Here is an 18,645-nt window from a genome sequence, read left to right as displayed (position 1 = left end):
CGGTTTCGAAACAGCAGAGGGCCGCTCGAAACCGCCCATGGACGGTCATGGGGCAGGATTGCAGGACGCTCGTGCGGCAAATGCGCTGAATAGCCGAGCTTCCCGTTGTCTTGCCCGTGGCTGCCCGAGAAAGGAAGCCAAGGGAAAGGGGCATCCGCGCACGCTGAAACGGCGCGGCCCTTTCCGCATACGAAGGACAAGACATGTTCAATTACCACAAAGTGGAAATCGAATGGGGCGGCCGTCCGCTCATTCTCGAAACCGGCAAGATCGCACGTCAGGCTGATGGCGCGGTGCTGGCCACCTACGGCGAAACCAAGGTTCTCGCCACCGTCGTCTCGATGAAAGAGCCGAAACCCGGCCTCGATTTCTTCCCGCTGACGGTCAACTACCAGGAGAAGACTTACGCCGCCGGCAAGATCCCGGGTGGCTATTTCAAGCGTGAAGGCCGTCCGAGCGAGAAGGAAACGCTGGTTTCCCGCCTGATCGACCGCCCGATCCGGCCGCTCTTCGCCGAAGGCTACAAGAACGACACCCAGATCGTCGTCACCGTCGTCCAGCACGATCTCGAAAATGACCCGGACATCCTGTCGATCGTCGCCACCTCCGCCGCCCTGACCTTGTCCGGCGTGCCGTTCATGGGTCCGGTTGGCGGCGCCCGCGTCGGCTACATCAACGGCGAATACGTGCTCAACCCGCATGTCGACGAGATGCAGGAATCGAAGCTCGACCTAGTCGTCGCCGGCACCGCCGACGCCGTGCTGATGGTCGAGTCCGAAGCCAAGGAACTCGGCGAGGACCTTATGCTCGGCGCCGTCATGTTCGGCCACAGGGGCTTCCAGCCGGTGATCGACGCGATCATCAAGCTGGCTGAAGTCGCGGCAAAGGACCCGCGCGACTTCAACGCGCCGGACTATTCCGCACTTGAAGCCGAGATGCTCAAGATCGTCGAAGGCGAGCTTCGCGACGCCTACAAGATCACCGACAAGCAGAAGCGCTATGCCGCCGTCGACGCCGTCAAGGCGAAGGTCAAGGCCGCGTTCGCGCCGGCAGAAGGCGAAGAGGCCAAATACACGTCCGAACAGATCGGCACCGTGTTCAAGGAGCTCCAGGCCAAGGTCGTGCGCTGGAACATCCTCGACACCGGCTCGCGCATCGACGGCCGCGACCTGAAGACGGTCCGCAAGATCGTCTCGGAAGTCGGCGTCCTGCCGCGCACGCACGGCTCGGCGCTGTTCACTCGCGGCGAGACCCAGGCGCTGGTCGTCGCCACGCTCGGCACCGGCGAGGACGAGCAGTATGTCGATTCGTTGACCGGCATGTACAAGGAGAAGTTCCTCCTGCACTACAACTTCCCTCCCTATTCGGTCGGTGAAACCGGCCGCATGGGTTCGCCGGGCCGCCGCGAAATCGGCCATGGCAAGCTCGCCTGGCGCGCCATCCGGCCGATGCTGCCGACCGCCGACCAGTTCCCCTATACGTTGCGCGTCGTTTCGGAGATCACCGAGTCCAACGGCTCGTCGTCGATGGCTACCGTCTGCGGCACCTCGCTGGCTCTGATGGACGCGGGCGTGCCGCTTGCCAAGCCGGTCGCCGGCATTGCGATGGGCCTGATCAAGGAAGGCGAGCGCTTCGCCGTGCTCTCCGACATCCTTGGCGACGAGGACCACCTCGGCGACATGGACTTCAAGGTTGCCGGCACCGCCTACGGCATCACCTCGCTGCAGATGGACATCAAGATCGAGGGCATCACCGAGGAGATCATGAAGATCGCCCTCGACCAGGCCAAGGATGGCCGTCAGTACATTCTCGGCGAAATGGCCCACGCGCTGTCCGGCGCACGTGCCGAGCTCGGCGAGTTCGCGCCGCGCATCGAGGTCATGCACATCCCGACCGACAAGATCCGCGACGTGATCGGCTCGGGCGGCAAGGTCATCCGCGAGATCGTCGAAAAGACCGGCGCCAAGATCAACATCGAGGACGACGGCACCGTCAAGATCGCCTCGGCCAATGCCAAGGAGATCGAGGCGGCTAAGAAGTGGATACACACCATCGTCGCCGAGCCGGAAGTCGGTGAAATCTACGAAGGCACGGTCGTCAAGACCGCCGACTTCGGCGCTTTCGTCAATTTCTTCGGTCCGCGTGACGGCCTCGTCCACATCTCGCAACTCGCCAATGACCGCGTCGCCAAGACCTCCGATGTGGTCAAGGAAGGCGACAAGGTCTGGGTCAAGCTGATGGGCTTCGACGAGCGCGGCAAGGTCCGCCTGTCGATGAAGGTCGTCGACCAGGCCACCGGCAAGGAAATCGTTCGCGACAAGAAGAGCGAAGGCGAAGAAAACGCCGCCTAAGCTGATCTAACTATGCAATCGAAGCGGGCGCGCCGGAAGGTCGCGCCCGTTTGCGTTTCAACAACAGCCTTGCAGTTCAAGAGTGGTGAATGTCCGCCGAGCCGCTGAAAACGCTTTTCCATCCGTTCGAGGCCGGTGCTGTCTCCCTGCCACGAAAGGATGAACGCATACTCTTTCTCGGTGCCGAGCCCGGCTTTCGCTTGCCCGAAAGTTTTGATGCCAAGCTTCATCTTGTCCAAGGCTTCAGGCCGCACTTTCGCGCCTTGCAGGCGTCCGGCTTCGCGGTCACGCCGCAGGTCGAAGGCGAGGCTTTCGACGCGGCATTTGTGCTCGCTGGCCGCCATCGCGGCCAAAACGAGTTGCGCGTTGCCGAAGCGGTCGAACGCGCAGCACCAGGCGGGTTGATCGTCGTCGCCGGCAGCAAGGACGATGGAATCGCCAGCCTGCGCAAGCATGTCGGCGCCCTTGTGCCGCTCGAAGGCCACCTGCCGAAGCATCACGGCATTGCCTTCTGGTTTCGCCGGCCGGCCGATACCGTTGCCGCGGCAACGCTTCGCGCCGCCAATCCGGACTTGGTGGTCGAGGACCGCTTCCGCACGGCCCCAGGCATGTTTTCCTTCGACAAGATCGATGCCGGATCGAAGCTGCTAGTCGAAAATCTGCCCAACGATCTGCGTGGCAGCGTTGCGGACTTCTGTGCCGGTTGGGGCTATGTCGCCGCCGAAGTCGCCGCCCGCTCACCCGGCATATCGGCGCTTGACCTTTACGAAGCGGATTTCGAGGCGCTGGAGGCGGCCAAGGCCAATGTCGGCAACACAGGCGTGGAGCCACGTTTCTTCTGGATAGATCTGTTGAGCGAACCGGTCGAGCGCCGCTACGACGTGGTCGTCATGAACCCGCCCTTTCACCGCAGCCGGGCGACTGAGCCGGAAATCGGTGCCGGCATGATCCGCGCGGCAGGCAAGGCGCTGAAGCCCGGCGGCCGGCTGTTCATGGTGGCAAACCGCCAGCTTCCCTACGAACCGGTGCTGGCGGCCGCCTTCTCCAGCCATGCGGAGCTCGCCCGCGACGGCATGTTCAAGGTCTTATCGGCGCGACGCTGAAATCCTGCGGGGCAAGCCGGCGATACGTCGCTCGCGCTATTCCCGCCCGCCGTCGGTCTGCTTCAATTCGTCAAGCGTCGGCATGGAAACGATGTGATAGCCGGAATCGACATAATGGATTTCGCCGGTGACGCCGGAGGACAGGTCGGACAGCAAATAGAGCGCGGAGCCGCCGACTTCATCGATCGTCACTGTACGGCGTAGCGGCGAGTTGCGCTGCTGGTAGGAGAACATGTGGCGTGCGTCGGAAATCCCGGCGCCCGCAAGCGTCCGTACCGGTCCCGCCGATATGCCGTTCACCCTGATGCCGCGCGGGCCGTAGTCGTTGGCGAGATAGCGGACGCTGGCCTCCAGCCCCGCCTTGGCGACACCCATAACGTTGTAGTTCGGCATGACACGGACCGAACCGGCATAGGTCAGCGTGACCATCGAACCGCTATCCTTCATCAATGTGGCGGCGTGACGGGCGATCTCGGTGAAGGAGTAGCAGGAGATCACCATGGTGCGGATGAAGTTGTCGCGGCTCGTGTCGGCGTAGAGGCCTTTCAGCTCGTTCTTGTCGGAAAAGCCGATGGCATGGACGACGAAATCCAGCCCGCCCCACGCCTTCCCCAAAGTCTCGAAAGTCGCGGCGACCGACACGCTGTCCTCGACGTCGCAAGGCACCACCAGGGATGCGCCCAATTTCTCGGCGAGCGGCTTGACCCGGCGCCCGAAGGCCTCGCCCTGATAGGTGAAGGCGAGGTCCGCGCCATGTTCGGACAGTTTGCGGGCGATACCCCAGGCGATCGAATGATCGTTGGCAACACCCATGACAAGCCCGCGCTTGCCCTTCATCAATCCGTCCATGGTCGGCAAATCCTTATGCGGAATAGCGCTGGAAAATCAGCGTTGCGTTGGTGCCACCGAAACCGAACGAATTGGACAAAACGGTGTCGATCCTTGCATCGTCGATGCGCTTGCGCACGATCGGCATGCCCTCGAATTCCGGATCGAGGTTCTCAATGTGGGCGCTCTCGCCGATGAAGCCGCCTTGCATCATCAGGATCGAGTAGATCGATTCCTGCACGCCGGCGGCGCCCAGAGAATGGCCGGTTAACGATTTGGTCGACGTGATGAAAGGCATCTTCTCGCCGAACACCTCGCGGATGGCGCCCATTTCCTTGGAGTCGCCGACCGGCGTCGAGGTGCCGTGCGTATTGATGTAGTCGACCGGCGAGGACACCGTTGCGAGCGCCTGCTTCATGCAGCGCGCCGCGCCTTCGCCCGACGGCGCCACCATGTCGTAGCCGTCCGATGTCGCGCCATAGCCGACGATCTCGGCATAGATCTTGGCGCCGCGTGCCTTGGCATGCTCGAGCTCTTCAAGAATCAGCACGCCGGCGCCGCCGGCAATGACGAAACCGTCGCGATCGACGTCGTAGGCGCGTGAGGCGACCGACGCCCTGTCGTTGAACTTGGACGACATGGCGCCCATGGCATCGAAGAGATCCGACATCGTCCAGTCGAGATCCTCATGGCCGCCGGCGAAGACGATGTCCTGCTTGCCCCACTGAATCAGCTCGTAGCCATTGCCGATGCAATGCGCAGACGTCGAGCAGGCCGATGAGATCGAATAGTTGACGCCGTGGATCTTGAACCAGGTGGCAAGCGTCGCCGACGCGGTCGACGACATCGCTTTTGGCACCGCGAACGGCCCGATCCGCTTGGGGCTGCCGTTTTTGATCGTGGTCTCGGCCGCCTCGACGATTGCACGGGTCGACGGTCCGCCGGAGCCCATCACGATACCGGTGCGCTCATTGGTGATGTCGGCCTCGTCGAGGCCGGCGTCTGCGATCGCCTGGTCCATTGCGACATGGTTCCAGGCAGCACCCTGCGACAGGAAGCGCATGGCGCGACGGTCGATCATGCCCGACGGGTCCAGCGTCGGCGCACCCCACACCCGGCAACGGAAGCCATGCTCGGCGAAAGAGTCGGAGAAGCTGATGCCGGATCTGGCATCGTGCAGCGAGGTCTGCACCTCGTTGGCATTGTTGCCTATCGACGACACGATTCCGAGACCTGTGACTACGACCCGTCTCATTCGCAACTCCTTCCAGCGGACCCCGAACCTGAAATCAATTTCCGGAATGGAACCATGCGCAAAATTAAAGTGCTACAGCGTTCATCAGACGTCCAAGACGTCGTACTGCAGGGTCTTCGTTCAGACGGCGGCCGATTGCTTGGACAGACCGACCTTCAGATCCGTTGCCGCGTATATGGGCTCGCCATCTGCCTTCAGCCAGCCATCGGCGATGCCAAGCACAAGCCGACCGCGCATCACGCGCTTGAAGTCGACGCCATACTCCACCTTCTTGACCGAAGGCGTGACCATGCCTTTGAACCTCACCTCACCGGTCGACAGCGCCATCCCCTTGCCGGGTTCACCGAGCCATCCGAGATAGAACCCCGTCAACTGCCACATGGCGTCCAGGCCCAGGCATCCCGGCATGATCGGATTACCGATGAAATGGCAGGCGAAAAACCACAAATCCGGCTTGATGTCGAATTCCGCGCGGATGAAACCCTTGTCGAACGCACCGCCGGTCTCGCTGATCTCGGTGATGCGGTCGAACATCAGCATCGGCGGATAGGGCAACTGCGCATTTCCCGGTCCGAACAGCTCGCCGCGGGCGCAGGCAAGCAATTCCTCGTAACCGTAGCTGGATTTCGGATCCGCCATCAATCTCGTCCCCGTGATCGTCCCGCGCGAAAGGAGCCCTTGTCGGTGGTTTCCTAACACAATCTGTTTCAGGCCGGAAACCGGCGTTTGCGCTTAACCTGCCCGTCTGCCCGGGTCAATGCGCGCTATTGATCGCATTCGGTCGACAGAATATATGTCAGGACACGTCCAGTTTCGGCAGATGCTCAATTTCTGCCATTTTGGACCTGTCTGAGGCGGAACTGTGAGCGCGACGGATAGATGGATCTGGGTTGCCGGAAGGATAATGTCGCTGTGGACAAGCGGGTTCGTGAGGCCGGTCTGAGGCCGACACGCCAGCGCATCGCGCTGGCCGATCTGCTTTTCGCCAAGGGCGACCGCCATCTTTCGGCCGAGGAACTGCACGAGGAGGCGCTTGCCGCCGGCGTGCCGGTGTCTCTGGCCACCGTCTACAATGCTCTGCACCAGTTTACCCAGGCCGGTCTTCTGCGCATCCTTGCCGTCGAGGGATCGAAGACTTATTTCGACACCAACACCTCCGATCACCATCATTTCTATATCGAGGGCGAAAACAGGATCTTCGATATCGACAGCGGCCCGGTGACGGTTTCCAACCTGCCGGAGCCGCCGGAGGGCATGGAGATCGCCAATGTCGATATCGTGGTGAGACTGCGTCCGAAACGCTGCGACTGACCGGCATCTTATGAAATTCCTGGATTTGACGCTCCGGCTCGAATGGGTCGCCGTCGCGGTGGCGGCTCTTGTCTTCTATGCAATCGCCGGTGTTTCCTGGTGGCTGTTTGCCGTGCTCATTCTGGCGCCCGACCTGTCGATGCTGGGTTACATCGCCGGGCCGCGCGTCGGGGCCGTCGCCTACAACGCCTTGCACACACTGATCTTGCCCGTTCTGCTGGCGCTTCTCGGCAGCGTCTTTGACAATGCAATGGCGATAGCTGTCGCGCTGATCTGGATCGCCCACATCGCCATCGACCGCGCTCTGGGCTACGGTTTGAAGCTGTCAAGCAGTTTCCAGGATACCCATCTCGGCCGCATCGGCCGCTAAACCATCCCCGAACCGAAGATCAGCGAAACAAATGCCGGATCCGGTGCTTCCAGCGCTGGCCCGACCTGCGGTTCGGAAAAGTCAGTTCTTGACCTTTTCGCCGGGATAGGCACCCCAGACCAGCGACTGCGCGAGCCAGCCGGTATGGCCGTCGAAGGTCATTTCGCACCACTGGCCATCGCAGGACTTGATCGTGCCCATCACCCCCGGTTCGAGGATCGCGATGACGCCTGCGTCTTTTGCCGGGTCGTCAAGGAGGTTGACGCGAGCGTCCTTGCCGCGCTGCCAGGGGGCGACGATCGCCGTGCGACGGCCCGAAAGCAGCGACTGATTGATCCAGCCTTCCGAGCCGTCGGCATCACGCACACGGCGCCACGTATCGAACTCCTGGATGATCTCCATCGGCAGGCCTGGCTTCATATACATCCAGTCGACGGAATAATTGACGCCCGGCCCAACGCGCGAGTTGACGCGGCCGGATTTCAGGCTGACGAAGCGCGGCAGCGGCAAGCCGCTTGGTCCGAGCGTGATGCTCTGGGCGGGTGCGGCGGCACTTTGCGCCATCACCAGTGGGCTATGGATGAGAGCGCCGAGGAATGCTGCACTGAGGGTCAGGCGGAGCGACGCGAAACCAGACACTTTCGTTCCTTTCGGCACCGGCCCATCGGCCTTCGCCCCTTTTTCTTTGTCTTCGGCGGAACCGCTTGTTACATGAATGACCGGTACCGCGATCGGCTCTCAGTTTCGCCGTTCTTGGTTAAAGAGGTCTCAACGAGATCGGGTTCGAGGAAAACAATGGCAGGCAAAAAGAAGCCCCTCGTCGTCATCACGCGCAAATTGCCCGACCCGGTCGAGACCCGCATGCGCGAGTTGTTCGACGCCCGCTTGAATGTGGAGGACAGGCCGATGACGCAGCCGGAACTGGTGGCTGCGGTCAAGGAGGCCGATGTGCTGGTGCCGACCGTCACCGATAATATCGACGCGGCGCTGATTGCCCAGGCCGGCGACAACCTCAAGCTGATCGCCAATTTCGGCAATGGGGTAGACAAGATCGACGTTGCGGCAGCGGCCAAGAAAGGCATCACCGTGACCAACACGCCGAACGTGCTGACCGAAGATACGGCCGACATGACCATGGCGCTGATGCTGGCCGTACCGCGGCGGCTGGCCGAAGGCGCCAACGTGCTGACCGGCGATAAGAAATGGGCGGGCTGGTCGCCGACCTGGATGCTCGGCCGGCGCATTTGGGGCAAACGGCTCGGCATTGTCGGCATGGGTCGCATCGGCACCGCCGTCGCCAGGCGTGCCAAGGCGTTTGGCCTCTCGATCCACTACCACAACCGCCACCGCGTACTGCCGGCAATCGAGGACGAGTTGGAAGCCACGTATTGGGAAAGCCTTGACCAGATGCTCGCCCGCATGGACATTATCTCGGTCAATTGTCCATCGACACCGGCAACCTTCCACCTGCTTTCGGCGCGGCGGCTGGCGCTTCTGCAACCGTCAGCTTACATAGTCAACACCGCGCGCGGCGATATCATCGATGAGGAATCGCTGGTCAAGCTCATCCATGACGGCAAGATCGCCGGCGCCGGCCTCGACGTCTACGAGCACGAGCCGGCGCTGAACAGCAAGCTGCTGAAACTCGCCCACAAAGGCAAGGTCGTGCTGTTGCCGCATATGGGCTCGGCGACGCTCGAAGGCCGTATCGACATGGGCGAGAAGGTAATCATCAACATCCGCGCCTTCTTCGACGGTCATCGCCCGCCCGACCGCGTGCTGCCGCTGCGGGCGTGACCGGCCATCGTGGCAGCGAATTCTGGTCGCGGCAGCTGCCTGCTCGCTTTTGGATAGCGTTTGCTTACAAAAGCACCTTGCGCATGGTGATTGAGGTCGGCCGGTCGTAACCTTTGTGTGCTGTCCGTTCGGTTTCGCGAAAGCCGAGGCGGGCGAAGGCAGCGTGGTTTCCAGTCAGTTCGACCCGGGTCTGGAGCTCGATGGCGGTCCTGTTGCGGCTGCGGGCAAGATCTTCGACGGCCTGCATCAGCTGTTTTCCAATGCCTTGTCCCTGAAGCGTCGGCTCGACCGCGAGCTTTCCAATATAGAGGTCGTCTGCGCGCTTCAGGACGAAGACGCAACCGACGATCTCGTTTCCCTTCAGTGCCAGGAATGCTGTCTCCTCCAGCGCTCTAGCCCTGAGATTTTCAACGGTGAGCCGATGCGCCGAGGACGGCGGGTCAATAACCTCGTCCATAAAGGCGAAGGCGCGCATGACCAGCGCCAGCACCTCGTCCCAACGGTCGAAATCGGCCGCAAGCTGCACGATGGAAACGTCGGCAGGCAGGCTCATGGGCTGGTTCGCTTGTAGCGGATCGTGTCGAAGCGTGCCGCCAGCGCATCGTAGAGCAGCAGTCGTCCGACCAGCGGCTCGCCAATCCCGGTGATCAGCTTGATCGCTTCCATGGCTTGCAGCGTGCCGATGACCCCGGTCAGCGCCCCGACAATGCCGGCCACCGCGCAGGATGGCACAAGTCCCGGCGGCGGCGCCTCGGGAAAGAGATCGCGGTAGCTTGGGTTCAACTTGCCGTCCGGGCCGGTTTCGAATGGCTTCAGTACGGTGACCGAGCCGTCGAAGCGGCCAACGGCGGCATGCACGAGCGGCCGGCTTTCCGCGGCGCAGGCGTCGGCCACCGCGTAGCGTGTCTCGAAATTGTCGGAGCCGTCAACGACGATGTCATAACGGGCAATGAGGGTAGGGGCGTTGTCGACGGTCAGCCTGAAATTGTGCTCTTCCACGACGACGTTTGGATTGATGCGGATGATCGCCGCTCTGGCACTGTCGGTTTTTGCCATGCCGACCATGTCCGTGCCGTGGATCACTTGTCGTTGCAGGTTGGAAAGCGAAACGATGTCGTCGTCGACGATACCGAGAGTGCCAATCCCTGCGGCGGCGAGATATTCGAGCACAGGCGCTCCCAATCCGCCGGCGCCAATGACGAGCACCCGCGCCCGCTTCAGCCGCTGCTGGCCGGCGCCGCCGATCTCGGGCAGCACGATGTGGCGGGCGTAGCGTTCGAGCTCTTCATCGGTGAGGGCGGCTGTGATCATCGCCGGACCATATAGCGGAGGAAAAAGCTTGTCAGGTATCAATGCATGCCGCTCAGAAGTGCGCCATGAACCAAGTTCAAATGGTCGGCCTGACCGTGCCGTGATCGACGGTCAGGAATTGCGCGCGTCCCTTGAGGCTGTCAAACAACGCGGCATCGGTCCCGGTCATGAAGGCCTGGCAGTTTAGTTCCTCCAGGATCGAGAACAAGGCCGCCCGTCGACCGCCGTCGAGATGGGCGGCGATCTCGTCGAGCAGCAGGATCGGTGTCATGCCCGACATCTCACCGGTTAGCCGCGCATGCGACAAGACAATGCCGACCAGCAGCGCCTTCTGCTCGCCGGTCGAACAGAGCTCGGCCGGCATCGCCTTGGGCCGGTGGCGCACCACGAGGTCGGAACGGTGCGGGCCGTCGAGCGTGCGTCCGGCGGTGCGGTCGCGGTCGCGCCCCTGGACAAGCGCACGACGGAACCGTTCCTCTACGTCGACGGCCGGCAAAATACCGAGTTCGCCTTCCAGTTCGCCAGAGATGCCGATGTCGGCTTGCGGAAACGGTCCGTCGCCGGGCAGCCGGTCGATCATGGCGGCGAGCAGGCGCACCAGTTCGGCACGCGCCGCGGCAATCGCCACGCCGGTCTCGGCCATTTGCATCTCGATCGCATCGAACCAGGCACCGTCGCGTGAACCGTCGGCGAGCAGTCTGTTGCGGCCGCGCATTGCCTTTTCGTAGTCAAGCGCGCGCTGGCCGTGGCCAGGATCGATCGCCAGCACCAGCCGGTCTAGGAAGCGCCGGCGGTCGGCAGCCGGCCCGGGGAACAGGCCGTCCATGGCCGGTGTCAGCCAGACCACGCGCAGCCATTCCAGCATGTCTTCGGCTGAGCGTGCCGTCGCGCCGTTGATCCGCACCCGCCGGCCGGCTTCGCCGTCGCTGCCCGATATTCCGGTACCGATCTCGACCTGGCCTTCCGGCCCGTCAAGCCGGGCATGCAGCGCAAAGCCACCGTCGCCGCCTTCGCGCGCCACCTCGGAATAGGGTGCGCGGCGCAGGCCGCGGCCCGGCGTGAGCAGCGAGATCGCTTCAAGCAGATTGGTCTTGCCGGCGCCATTGTCGCCGGAGAAAACGACAGCGCCGGGATCAAGGTCGATTGCCAACGCCGCATAGTTGCGGAAATTCGTAAGTATGAGCTTACTTATGTACGTCTGCTGCGGTTTTGCAGATCTGGTCACGACAGCAAGATGGCCCCGTTCGGGCCCTACACCCGCATCGGCATCAGCACGTAGAGCGCGGTCTCGTCGGCCATATCGTGGATCAGTGTCGGGGAACCGGCATCCGCCAGCATGAACTTCGCCTCCGTGCCGGTCAGTTGCGCGGCAACGTCGAGCAGGTATTTGGCGTTGAAGCCGATTTCAATCGGATCGGACGAATAGTCGGCCGCCAGTTCCTCGGTGGCACTGCCCGAATCCGGGTTGTTGACCGCAAGCGTGACCTGCCCTTCGGCGATCGAAAGCTTCACCGCCCGGCCGCGTTCGGACGAAATGGTCGAAACGCGATCGACGGCAGCGGCGAAACTCTGGCGATCGATAATCAGCTTCTTGTCGTTGCCGGTCGGAATGACGCGCTGGTAGTCCGGGAAAGTGCCGTCGATCAGCTTGGAGGTCAAGATAACGCTGCCGATGGTGAAACGGATCTTGGTGTCGGACAACTCGGTGGTGACTGCAACATCGGGATCGTCGACCAGCTTTTGCAGCTCGCTGACCGTCTTTCGCGGGATTATGACGCCAGGCATGCCCTCAGAGCCTGCCGGCGCATCGATCTCGGCGCGCGCCAGCCGGTGGCCGTCGGTCGCGACAGAGCGCAGCTTCAGCTTGCCGCCGGCCTCGTGCGTGTGCAGATAAATGCCGTTCAGATAATAGCGCGTCTCCTCGGTGGAAATGGCGAACTGGGTCTTTTCGATGAGGCCCTTTAGTCCGAAGGAATCGAGCCGGAAAATATGCGAGAACGACCCGGCTGAAAGCTCGGGAAAGTCGGACTGCGGCAGGCATTGCAGGCGGAAGCTCGAGCGCCCCGACGTCACCGTCATGGCGTTGCCGTCTTCGTCGGTCTTCAGCGCCACCTCCGCGCCGTCGGCAAGCTTGCGCACGATGTCGTAGAGCAGATGTGCCGGGACCGTCGTCGCCCCGCCACGTTCGACCTTTGCCGGCGTTGCTTCGGTCACCTCCAGGTCGAGGTCGGTCGCCTTCATTTCAAGGCTGGCCCCCTCGGCGCTGAGCAGCACGTTCGACAGGATCGGAATGGTATTGCGCCGCTCGACCACGCGGTGAACATGGTTGAGCGACTTCAGGAGATTTGACCGTTCCAGGATAACACGCATGACAAAACAGGCTCGCTTGAATGAATGAACGGGTCTCCGGCAAGCGGCGCCCCGCGAAAGGTCTGAACAGGCTCAGAATCTGCGTAAACTGACAGGAAAAACCCGGCAAACGCAAGCCCGCGCCACCGGTTCGGACCGGCTGCACGGGCTTTCTGGGGATAAAAAGGCCGGAGTCCGCGAGCCGGCGTTTTTCGGGCCGTCAGGCCTGGTCGTTGATCAGCCTTCTCAGCAATTCGAGTTCCTGCGCCAGTGTGTTGTCGGCACCGGAAAGATCCTCGATCTTGCGCACCGCATGCAGCACGGTCGTATGGTCACGACCGCCGAACCGCCGCCCGATCTCCGGCAGCGAGCGCGGCGTCATCACCTTCGACAGATACATGGCGACCTGCCGTGGCTTGACGATGGTGCGTGTGCGCCGGTTGGACAGAAGTTCGGTCTTCGACACGTTGTAGTGGCGCGCGACGATGCGCTGGATGTCCTCGATACGCACCCGCTTGGGTTCGCCCGAACGATAGATGTGGCCAAGGATCTCGTCGATGCGGTCGATGGTGATCTGCGGTTCGAAGGATTGACGAAACAAAAGCTGGTTGAAGGCACCTTCGAGCTCGCGTCCGCTGCCGGTCACCGTGCGGGCGACGTGGTTGAGGATCTCTTCGGAAATATCGAGCGACGCATCGTCGAGCTTGGCGGTGGCAAGCCTGAGCTTGAGCATACCGATACGCATGGCGAAATCCGGGGCTGACATTTCCAGCGCGACGCCGCCGTTGAGGCGCGAGCGGACGCGTGGCTCCAGCGACTCCAATTCCGACGGCGGCCGGTCGGCAGCGACCACCACTTGCTTGGCGCTGTCGAGCAGCATGTTGATTAAATGGCAGAATTCGTGCTGGATCGACTTGCCCTGCAGGAACTGCATGTCGTCGATGATGAGGAGGTCGATGTCGCGCAGCTGTTCTTTCAGCGTCAGTGCGTTGTTGTCGCGGATCGCGGTGGCGAACCGCCACATGAAATACTCAGCCGTCAGATAGACGACCCGCGATTTCGGATTCTGCTTCAGCGATTCTGCGGCGATCGCCTGCAACAGGTGCGTTTTGCCCAGCCCGACCGTCGCGTGAAGAAAGAGCGGATTGAAACGCACCGCGCTCGACTGCGATTCCGCGACCGCCTTGGCGGCGGCAAAAGCCACTCGGTTCGATGGTCCTTCGATGAAGGAGGTGAAAGTATAGCGTGGATCGAGTGGCGAACCGAGAACATTGTGCCGGAACTCGGTTTCTGCCGGCATCCCCGGGCGGGGTACCGGGACCCGTTCGACCCTGCTGGGGCTCGCCGTGCCCGCAGAGAGCGCGGTTTGCGTCTGCCTGGTCATCTTGCGCGCCGGGGCCACTTCTGGCTCGACGCTGTTGCGGCCCTGCCGTGTGGCGGTGCGAACCACGATCTCGATCTTGAGGATTTCCGGATCCTCGTGCTTCCACAACTCGGTGATGAGATCGAGATAGTGGCCGTTGATCCATGAACGCAGGAATGCGGTTGGCACTGAGATGCGGACAATGCCCTTAGAGGATTCAGCGACCTTCATGCGCCCGAACCAGCTCGAATAGACCTCGGTTCCCAGACGCGCCTTCAACTGGGCCTTGACCCGATCGAACTTCTGTTCAGCTTCATTGGAAGCCGCCATGTCGTTCCTTCCGATTAACGTTCCAGGAAATGGGAGGTCGCCTGTAAGCTCCCTTTCGATGCCGCCGCTCTGCATGATCGAGTTCCTTGTCTCTTGTACCTGTTTTCCGCCGGGGATGCGCCTCCTGCATCCATGTTTCCGGCGACCGTGTCTTCGCTGCGACACCATCGCCGCCGCCGGGCTGATGAATCGCCTCGTTGTCGGTCCGGCGCCGAAGAGCCGATCCGCTTTGGTCATGTCAGGGCAACAAAATGCCGTCCGGCGAAAAACCGCCGGCGCACCGTCGACCTGCCATGTACAATTACGCCAGTCCCCTACCGTATCGAAAAGACAAACCAACCCCGTCCGCGGAGTTGAATCCGCGCTGTAAACTCTGCCAATTTGAGCTGGCCGGTTTCAGGCTGGTCAAGGGCCAAGGGCCCGTCCCTTCGATGGACAGACATTACCGAAATCGCTGTGGATAGGGCAAGGCCACCCCTAACGGATTTTTAAGGAATCTGACTAGCAAGGGACGTTTCGAACGCCATGCCGCAACAGTTGATTTTGACAAAGCCATTGTGATTCAAACCCTTTTCCGGCGAATGTGAAAAAGGCCACACAACGCGAAATTTTCTGAAATAATTCACTTGACAGCCAATTGCCGCCTATCGGCCACAGCCGATGTGAACAAGCTGTGGATCACCATCGGTAAGCCTCTGAAAAAAAACAGTAATCTGTGACGCTCGGAAATTTTCGCATTGGCGGTTTCGAAGGCTGCGAATATCAGCGGGTATGTATACGCCGGCAAAGCATTTCGAACTTTGAAATGCATGCGGAGCGCCATTTTGCGGGCTTTCTTTTAAGTACTTGCCGGCAAACGAAAAAAACCCGGCGCGATTGGCCGGGTTTGAAGAAGCGCAGTTCAGGAAAAGATATATTAGGCCGACAGCACCTTGACCCGTTGGGCCAGCCGCGACACCTTGCGCGATGCCGTGTTCTTGTGCACCACGCCCTTGGTCGCGGCGCGCATCAATTCCGGCTCGGCCACCTTGAAGGCAGCCTGTGCGGCCGCCTTGTCGCCGGCCGCGAGCGCCTCTTCGACCTGGCGGATGTAGGTCCGGACGCGGGAGCGGCGGTTCTTGTTGATCGCTGCGCGACGGGCGATCTTGCGCGTTGCCTTTTTGGCCGAGGAGGTATTGGCCATGGTGCCTCTCTTCTGATCTGGTGGGCGCTTGCGGGATACCGCAGGGCGCAAAAAACAAACGGGCAGCCACAGGGCCGCCTCGGTTGGTGCGGCTTATAGTTCAGCTTTTCCGGCGCGTCAACGCTGCAGCGCTTTCTTTTTGACCGGCGCCTTCGTCATCTCATCGGTTCGTGAAATTCGGCTTCCGCTTGCCGCTGAAGGCCGCCATGCCTTCCTTCTGGTCATCCAGCGCAAACAGCGAATGAAATAGCCGGCGCTCGAACCGCAGACCCTCGGTGAGCGTCGTCTCATAGGCGCGGTTGACGGCCTCCTTTGCCATCATCACCGACGGCAAGGAAAAACCAGCGATCTTGGACGCTGCCTTAAGCGCTTCCTCGATCAACTCGCCGGCTGGCACCACGCGCGAGACAAGGCCGGAACGCTCGGCCTCGGATGCGTCCATCATTCGACCCGTCAGGCACATATCCATCGCCTTCGACTTGCCGACAAAGCGGGTCAGGCGCTGCGATCCGCCCATGCCGGGCATGACGCCCAGCGTGATCTCGGGTTGGCCAAACTTGGCGGTGTCGGCGGCGATGATGAAGTCGCACATCATCGCCAGTTCGCAGCCGCCCCCCAGCGCATAGCCCGCCACTGCCGCGATGATCGGCTTTCGTGCCCGCGTAAATTCCTCCCAGCCGACGAAGAAATCCTGCAGATAGGCATCCACATAGGAGATGGACTGCATTTCCTTGATATCGGCACCTGCCGCGAAAGCCTTTTCCGAACCAGTGATGACCATGGCGCCGATGTCGGCATTGGCGCCCATGCTATTCACCGACGCGACCAGTTCCGCCAGCACTTGTGAATTCAGCGCGTTGAGCGCCTGCGGCCGGTTCAGCGTAATCAGCCCGACCTTGCCGCGGGTTTCGACGATGATGGTTTCATAGCCCATGCTTTGCTCCTCCTCGGTTCTGGTTCAAGCCTGACAGGCCCGGCAGTGGAAGGTCGAACGACCGCTTTGCACGATACGCTCGATGTGGCCGCCACAACCAGGCTTGGAGCAGCCTTCCCCCTCGCGATCGTAAACCGCGAAGGAATGCTGGAAGTAGCCCAGTGATCCATCGGTCTGCATATGATCGCGCAACGACGAGCCGCCGGCGGCGATCGCATCGGCGACGACCGAGCGGATTGCTTCGGCCAGGCGTTCGCTTTGCTCTTTGGCTTTCTTGCCGGCTCTCGCGAGGGTGCCCGCTTCGCGCAGCGGCGACAGGCCGGCCCGCCAAAGCGCTTCCGAGACGTAGATATTGCCTAGCCCGGCAATCAGCCTCTGGTCCAGAAGTGCCGCTTTCAGCGGTGACTTGCGACCTTTCAGCAACGAAGCGAGCAGCGCGCCGTCCAGTGCGTTGCCTGTAGGCTCGACGCCTAATCCCGCCAGCATCGGATGCATGTCGGGCTCCCCTTCCGAAAACAGCATGAACCCGAAGCGGCGCGGGTCGTTGAAGATCACGCGAGAGCGGACGCCGGAAGGGGATGCGATGTCGAAGACGACGTGATCGTGAGCAGTGTTTTTCGAGCGTTCGTGGTGGAACGCGCCGGGCGTTGCGCTCTCGTCGGCCGTTTCGATGCGAAACGAACCCGACATGCCGAGATGGCAGATCAGAACCGGGCCGTTGTCCATGTGCATTGTCAGATATTTGGCACGGCGGCCGAGCGCCGCAATCGTCTTGCCGGTCAGCCGCTCCGAAAATCTCTCGGGGAACGGAAACCGCAAATCCGGCCGGCGTGCCTCGACACCGACAATGCGGGCACCTTCAAGGGCCGGCTGCAGACCGCGCCTGACTGTCTCTACCTCCGGCAGCTCAGGCATGGCCACCTATCGTGGCATGGAAGGAGGTGCCGTGACGGCCGCGCGCCAGCCCGAGATGTTCGGCCACGGTTTCGCCGATGTCGGCAAATGTTGTCCTCAGTCCGATGTCTGCGCCTTTGAAACCCGGCCGTGTCCCGATAATCGGAATACGCTCGCGCGTGTGGTCGGTGCCGCGCCACGTCGGATCATTGCCGTGATCGGCGGTCAAGATGAGCAGATCGCCTGGCCTCAGCCGTGCGAATGCCTCGGGCAGGCGCCGGTCGAAAGCTTCGAGTGCGGCGGCATATCCCGCAACGTCGCGCCGATGCCCGAACTCGGTGTCGAAGTCGACAAAGTTTGCGAAGACGAGGTCGCCGTCGCGGGCGTCTTCCATGGCACCAAGCGTTTTGTCGAACATCGCCATGTTGCCGGCAGCCTTGCGGACTTCCGAGATCCCCCGATGGGCGAAAATGTCGCCGATCTTGCCGATCGCGATAACCCGGCTGCCGCGCGCCGTCAGCCGGTCGAGCAGCGTCGGTTCCGGTGGCGGTACGGCATAGTCGCGACGATTATGCGTTCGCTCGAACGTGGCGGCGGTTTCACCGATAAACGGCCGCGCGATGACGCGGCCGATATTCAGCGGATCGACGAGCCTGCGCACCAGTTTGCAGAACTCGTAAAGCCGTTCCAGGCCGAAATGAACCTCATGCGCGGCGATCTGCAGGACGGAGTCGATCGAAGTGTAGCAGATCGGCTTGCCGGTGCGGATATGGTCTTCGCCGAACCGTTCGATAATCTCGGTGCCCGGAGCATGGCAATTGCCGAGGATGCCAGGCACCTTCCCTTCACGCACCATTGCTTCGGTCAACTCGGCCGGAAAGGCAGGAATCTTGTCTGGGAAGTAACCCCAGTCGAAACGGACCGGCAGGCCGGCTATTTCCCAATGGCCCGATGGCGTATCCTTGCCGCTCGAAACCTCTTGGGCCGCGCCGTGAAAGGCGGCGGCAAGCGGTGCACTGCCGGCATTCTCAAACCTGAAACCCGTTGCCGTTGCCGCGGCTTGGCCGAGACCGAGCGCGAGCATGTTTGGTACAAGAAGGGGTCCGGCACGCAGGCCTTCGCGGTCGGCGCGGCCTTCTGCGCAGGCCCGCGCGATGTGTGCGAACGTATTGGAGCCGGTGTCGCCATAACGTTCGGCATCGGCCGCGCCGCCGATGCCGAAGGAGTCGAGGACAAAAAGGAAGGCGCGTGCCATCGAAAGGTTCA

At 61.8% G+C, this 18,645-nt stretch carries 18 protein-coding genes; 5 read left to right on the top strand and 13 right to left on the bottom strand.

Annotated elements, in window-relative coordinates:
- The first annotated feature begins 203 nt into the window (after window positions 1-203).
- On the top strand, window positions 204-2,351 hold the full coding sequence (gene pnp / locus NKI72_RS09890; RefSeq protein WP_023676908.1) for a polyribonucleotide nucleotidyltransferase: 2,148 nt from the start codon (window positions 204-206) through the stop codon (window positions 2,349-2,351).
- Between the two features lie 89 nt (window positions 2,352-2,440).
- Window positions 2,441-3,454 carry a class I SAM-dependent methyltransferase gene (locus NKI72_RS09885; RefSeq protein ID WP_352767033.1) on the top strand — a complete coding sequence of 338 codons (1,014 nt, stop codon included), beginning with the start codon at window positions 2,441-2,443 and terminating at the stop codon, window positions 3,452-3,454.
- Window positions 3,455-3,490: 36 nt separating this feature from the next.
- On the opposite strand, the gene fabI is transcribed toward NKI72_RS09885, so the two are convergent.
- The 3 genes from fabI to fabA all read right to left on the bottom strand — a co-directional run bounded on the left by fabI (window position 3,491) and on the right by fabA (window position 6,176).
- A complete protein-coding gene (gene fabI, locus NKI72_RS09880; RefSeq protein ID WP_352613887.1) occupies window positions 3,491-4,303 on the bottom strand; it encodes an enoyl-ACP reductase FabI in 813 nt (270 codons plus the stop codon).
- A 13-nt stretch (window positions 4,304-4,316) separates the two neighbouring features.
- The gene (gene fabB, locus NKI72_RS09875) at window positions 4,317-5,537 is read right to left on the bottom strand and encodes a beta-ketoacyl-ACP synthase I (protein WP_023676911.1); all 1,221 of its coding nucleotides are present in this window, start codon (window positions 5,535-5,537) and stop codon (window positions 4,317-4,319) included.
- A 120-nt stretch (window positions 5,538-5,657) separates the two neighbouring features.
- On the bottom strand, window positions 5,658-6,176 hold the full coding sequence (gene fabA / locus NKI72_RS09870; RefSeq protein WP_352470073.1) for a 3-hydroxyacyl-[acyl-carrier-protein] dehydratase FabA: 519 nt from the start codon (window positions 6,174-6,176) through the stop codon (window positions 5,658-5,660).
- Between the two features lie 240 nt (window positions 6,177-6,416).
- Here fabA and irrA point away from each other — a divergent pair, with 240 nt between their 5' ends.
- Both irrA and NKI72_RS09860 read left to right on the top strand, forming a co-directional pair.
- Window positions 6,417-6,848 (top strand): iron response transcriptional regulator IrrA, encoded by a 432-nt coding sequence (gene irrA, locus NKI72_RS09865; RefSeq protein WP_023676913.1) that lies wholly within the window; start codon window positions 6,417-6,419, stop codon window positions 6,846-6,848.
- Window positions 6,849-6,858: 10 nt separating this feature from the next.
- On the top strand, window positions 6,859-7,218 hold the full coding sequence (locus tag NKI72_RS09860; RefSeq protein WP_352613888.1) for a DUF4260 domain-containing protein: 360 nt from the start codon (window positions 6,859-6,861) through the stop codon (window positions 7,216-7,218).
- A gap of 81 nt (window positions 7,219-7,299) precedes the next feature.
- Here NKI72_RS09860 and NKI72_RS09855 read toward each other — a convergent pair whose 3' ends face one another.
- Window positions 7,300-7,857 carry an SH3 domain-containing protein gene (locus tag NKI72_RS09855; RefSeq protein WP_352541270.1) on the bottom strand — a complete coding sequence of 186 codons (558 nt, stop codon included), beginning with the start codon at window positions 7,855-7,857 and terminating at the stop codon, window positions 7,300-7,302.
- A gap of 156 nt (window positions 7,858-8,013) precedes the next feature.
- On the opposite strand from NKI72_RS09855, the gene NKI72_RS09850 reads away from it, so the two are divergent.
- Window positions 8,014-9,015 carry a 2-hydroxyacid dehydrogenase gene (locus NKI72_RS09850; RefSeq protein ID WP_352470076.1) on the top strand — a complete coding sequence of 334 codons (1,002 nt, stop codon included), beginning with the start codon at window positions 8,014-8,016 and terminating at the stop codon, window positions 9,013-9,015.
- Between the two features lie 64 nt (window positions 9,016-9,079).
- Here the strand turns inward: NKI72_RS09850 and NKI72_RS09845 are convergent, their stop codons facing one another.
- From NKI72_RS09845 to NKI72_RS09805, 9 genes are all read right to left on the bottom strand, one after another.
- Window positions 9,080-9,568, bottom strand: coding sequence for a GNAT family N-acetyltransferase (locus NKI72_RS09845; RefSeq protein WP_352613890.1), 489 nt, complete (start codon window positions 9,566-9,568; stop codon window positions 9,080-9,082).
- Window positions 9,565-10,326, bottom strand: coding sequence for a molybdopterin-synthase adenylyltransferase MoeB (locus NKI72_RS09840; protein ID WP_352470078.1), 762 nt, complete (start codon window positions 10,324-10,326; stop codon window positions 9,565-9,567). The genes NKI72_RS09845 and NKI72_RS09840 overlap by 4 nt, the downstream gene beginning before the upstream one ends.
- Window positions 10,327-10,402: 76 nt before the next feature.
- Complete coding sequence (gene recF, locus NKI72_RS09835) at window positions 10,403-11,551, bottom strand: DNA replication/repair protein RecF (RefSeq protein ID WP_352613891.1); 1,149 nt, start codon at window positions 11,549-11,551, stop codon at window positions 10,403-10,405.
- A gap of 26 nt (window positions 11,552-11,577) precedes the next feature.
- Entirely contained in the window at window positions 11,578-12,696 is a 1,119-nt protein-coding gene (dnaN, locus tag NKI72_RS09830; RefSeq protein ID WP_352613892.1) for a DNA polymerase III subunit beta, read from the bottom strand.
- 199 nt (window positions 12,697-12,895) lie between these two features.
- Window positions 12,896-14,443, bottom strand: a complete 1,548-nt coding sequence (gene dnaA, locus NKI72_RS09825) for a chromosomal replication initiator protein DnaA (protein ID WP_031211816.1) — start codon at window positions 14,441-14,443, stop codon at window positions 12,896-12,898.
- An 841-nt stretch (window positions 14,444-15,284) separates the two neighbouring features.
- The gene (gene rpsT / locus NKI72_RS09820) at window positions 15,285-15,551 is read right to left on the bottom strand and encodes a 30S ribosomal protein S20 (RefSeq protein WP_023676922.1); all 267 of its coding nucleotides are present in this window, start codon (window positions 15,549-15,551) and stop codon (window positions 15,285-15,287) included.
- Between the two features lie 160 nt (window positions 15,552-15,711).
- The gene (locus NKI72_RS09815; protein ID WP_352613893.1) at window positions 15,712-16,485 is read right to left on the bottom strand and encodes an enoyl-CoA hydratase; all 774 of its coding nucleotides are present in this window, start codon (window positions 16,483-16,485) and stop codon (window positions 15,712-15,714) included.
- A 24-nt stretch (window positions 16,486-16,509) separates the two neighbouring features.
- Entirely contained in the window at window positions 16,510-17,400 is an 891-nt protein-coding gene (gene mutM, locus NKI72_RS09810) for a bifunctional DNA-formamidopyrimidine glycosylase/DNA-(apurinic or apyrimidinic site) lyase (protein ID WP_352613894.1), read from the bottom strand.
- Complete coding sequence (locus NKI72_RS09805) at window positions 17,393-18,634, bottom strand: phosphopentomutase (RefSeq protein ID WP_352613895.1); 1,242 nt, start codon at window positions 18,632-18,634, stop codon at window positions 17,393-17,395. The genes mutM and NKI72_RS09805 overlap by 8 nt, the downstream gene beginning before the upstream one ends.
- Window positions 18,635-18,645: the final 11 nt, after the last annotated feature.

It is taken from the genome of Mesorhizobium sp. M0437, assembly GCF_040321335.1.
Classification (GTDB): domain Bacteria; phylum Pseudomonadota; class Alphaproteobacteria; order Rhizobiales; family Rhizobiaceae; genus Mesorhizobium.
This window is presented reverse-complemented; position numbering and strand designations above follow the sequence as displayed.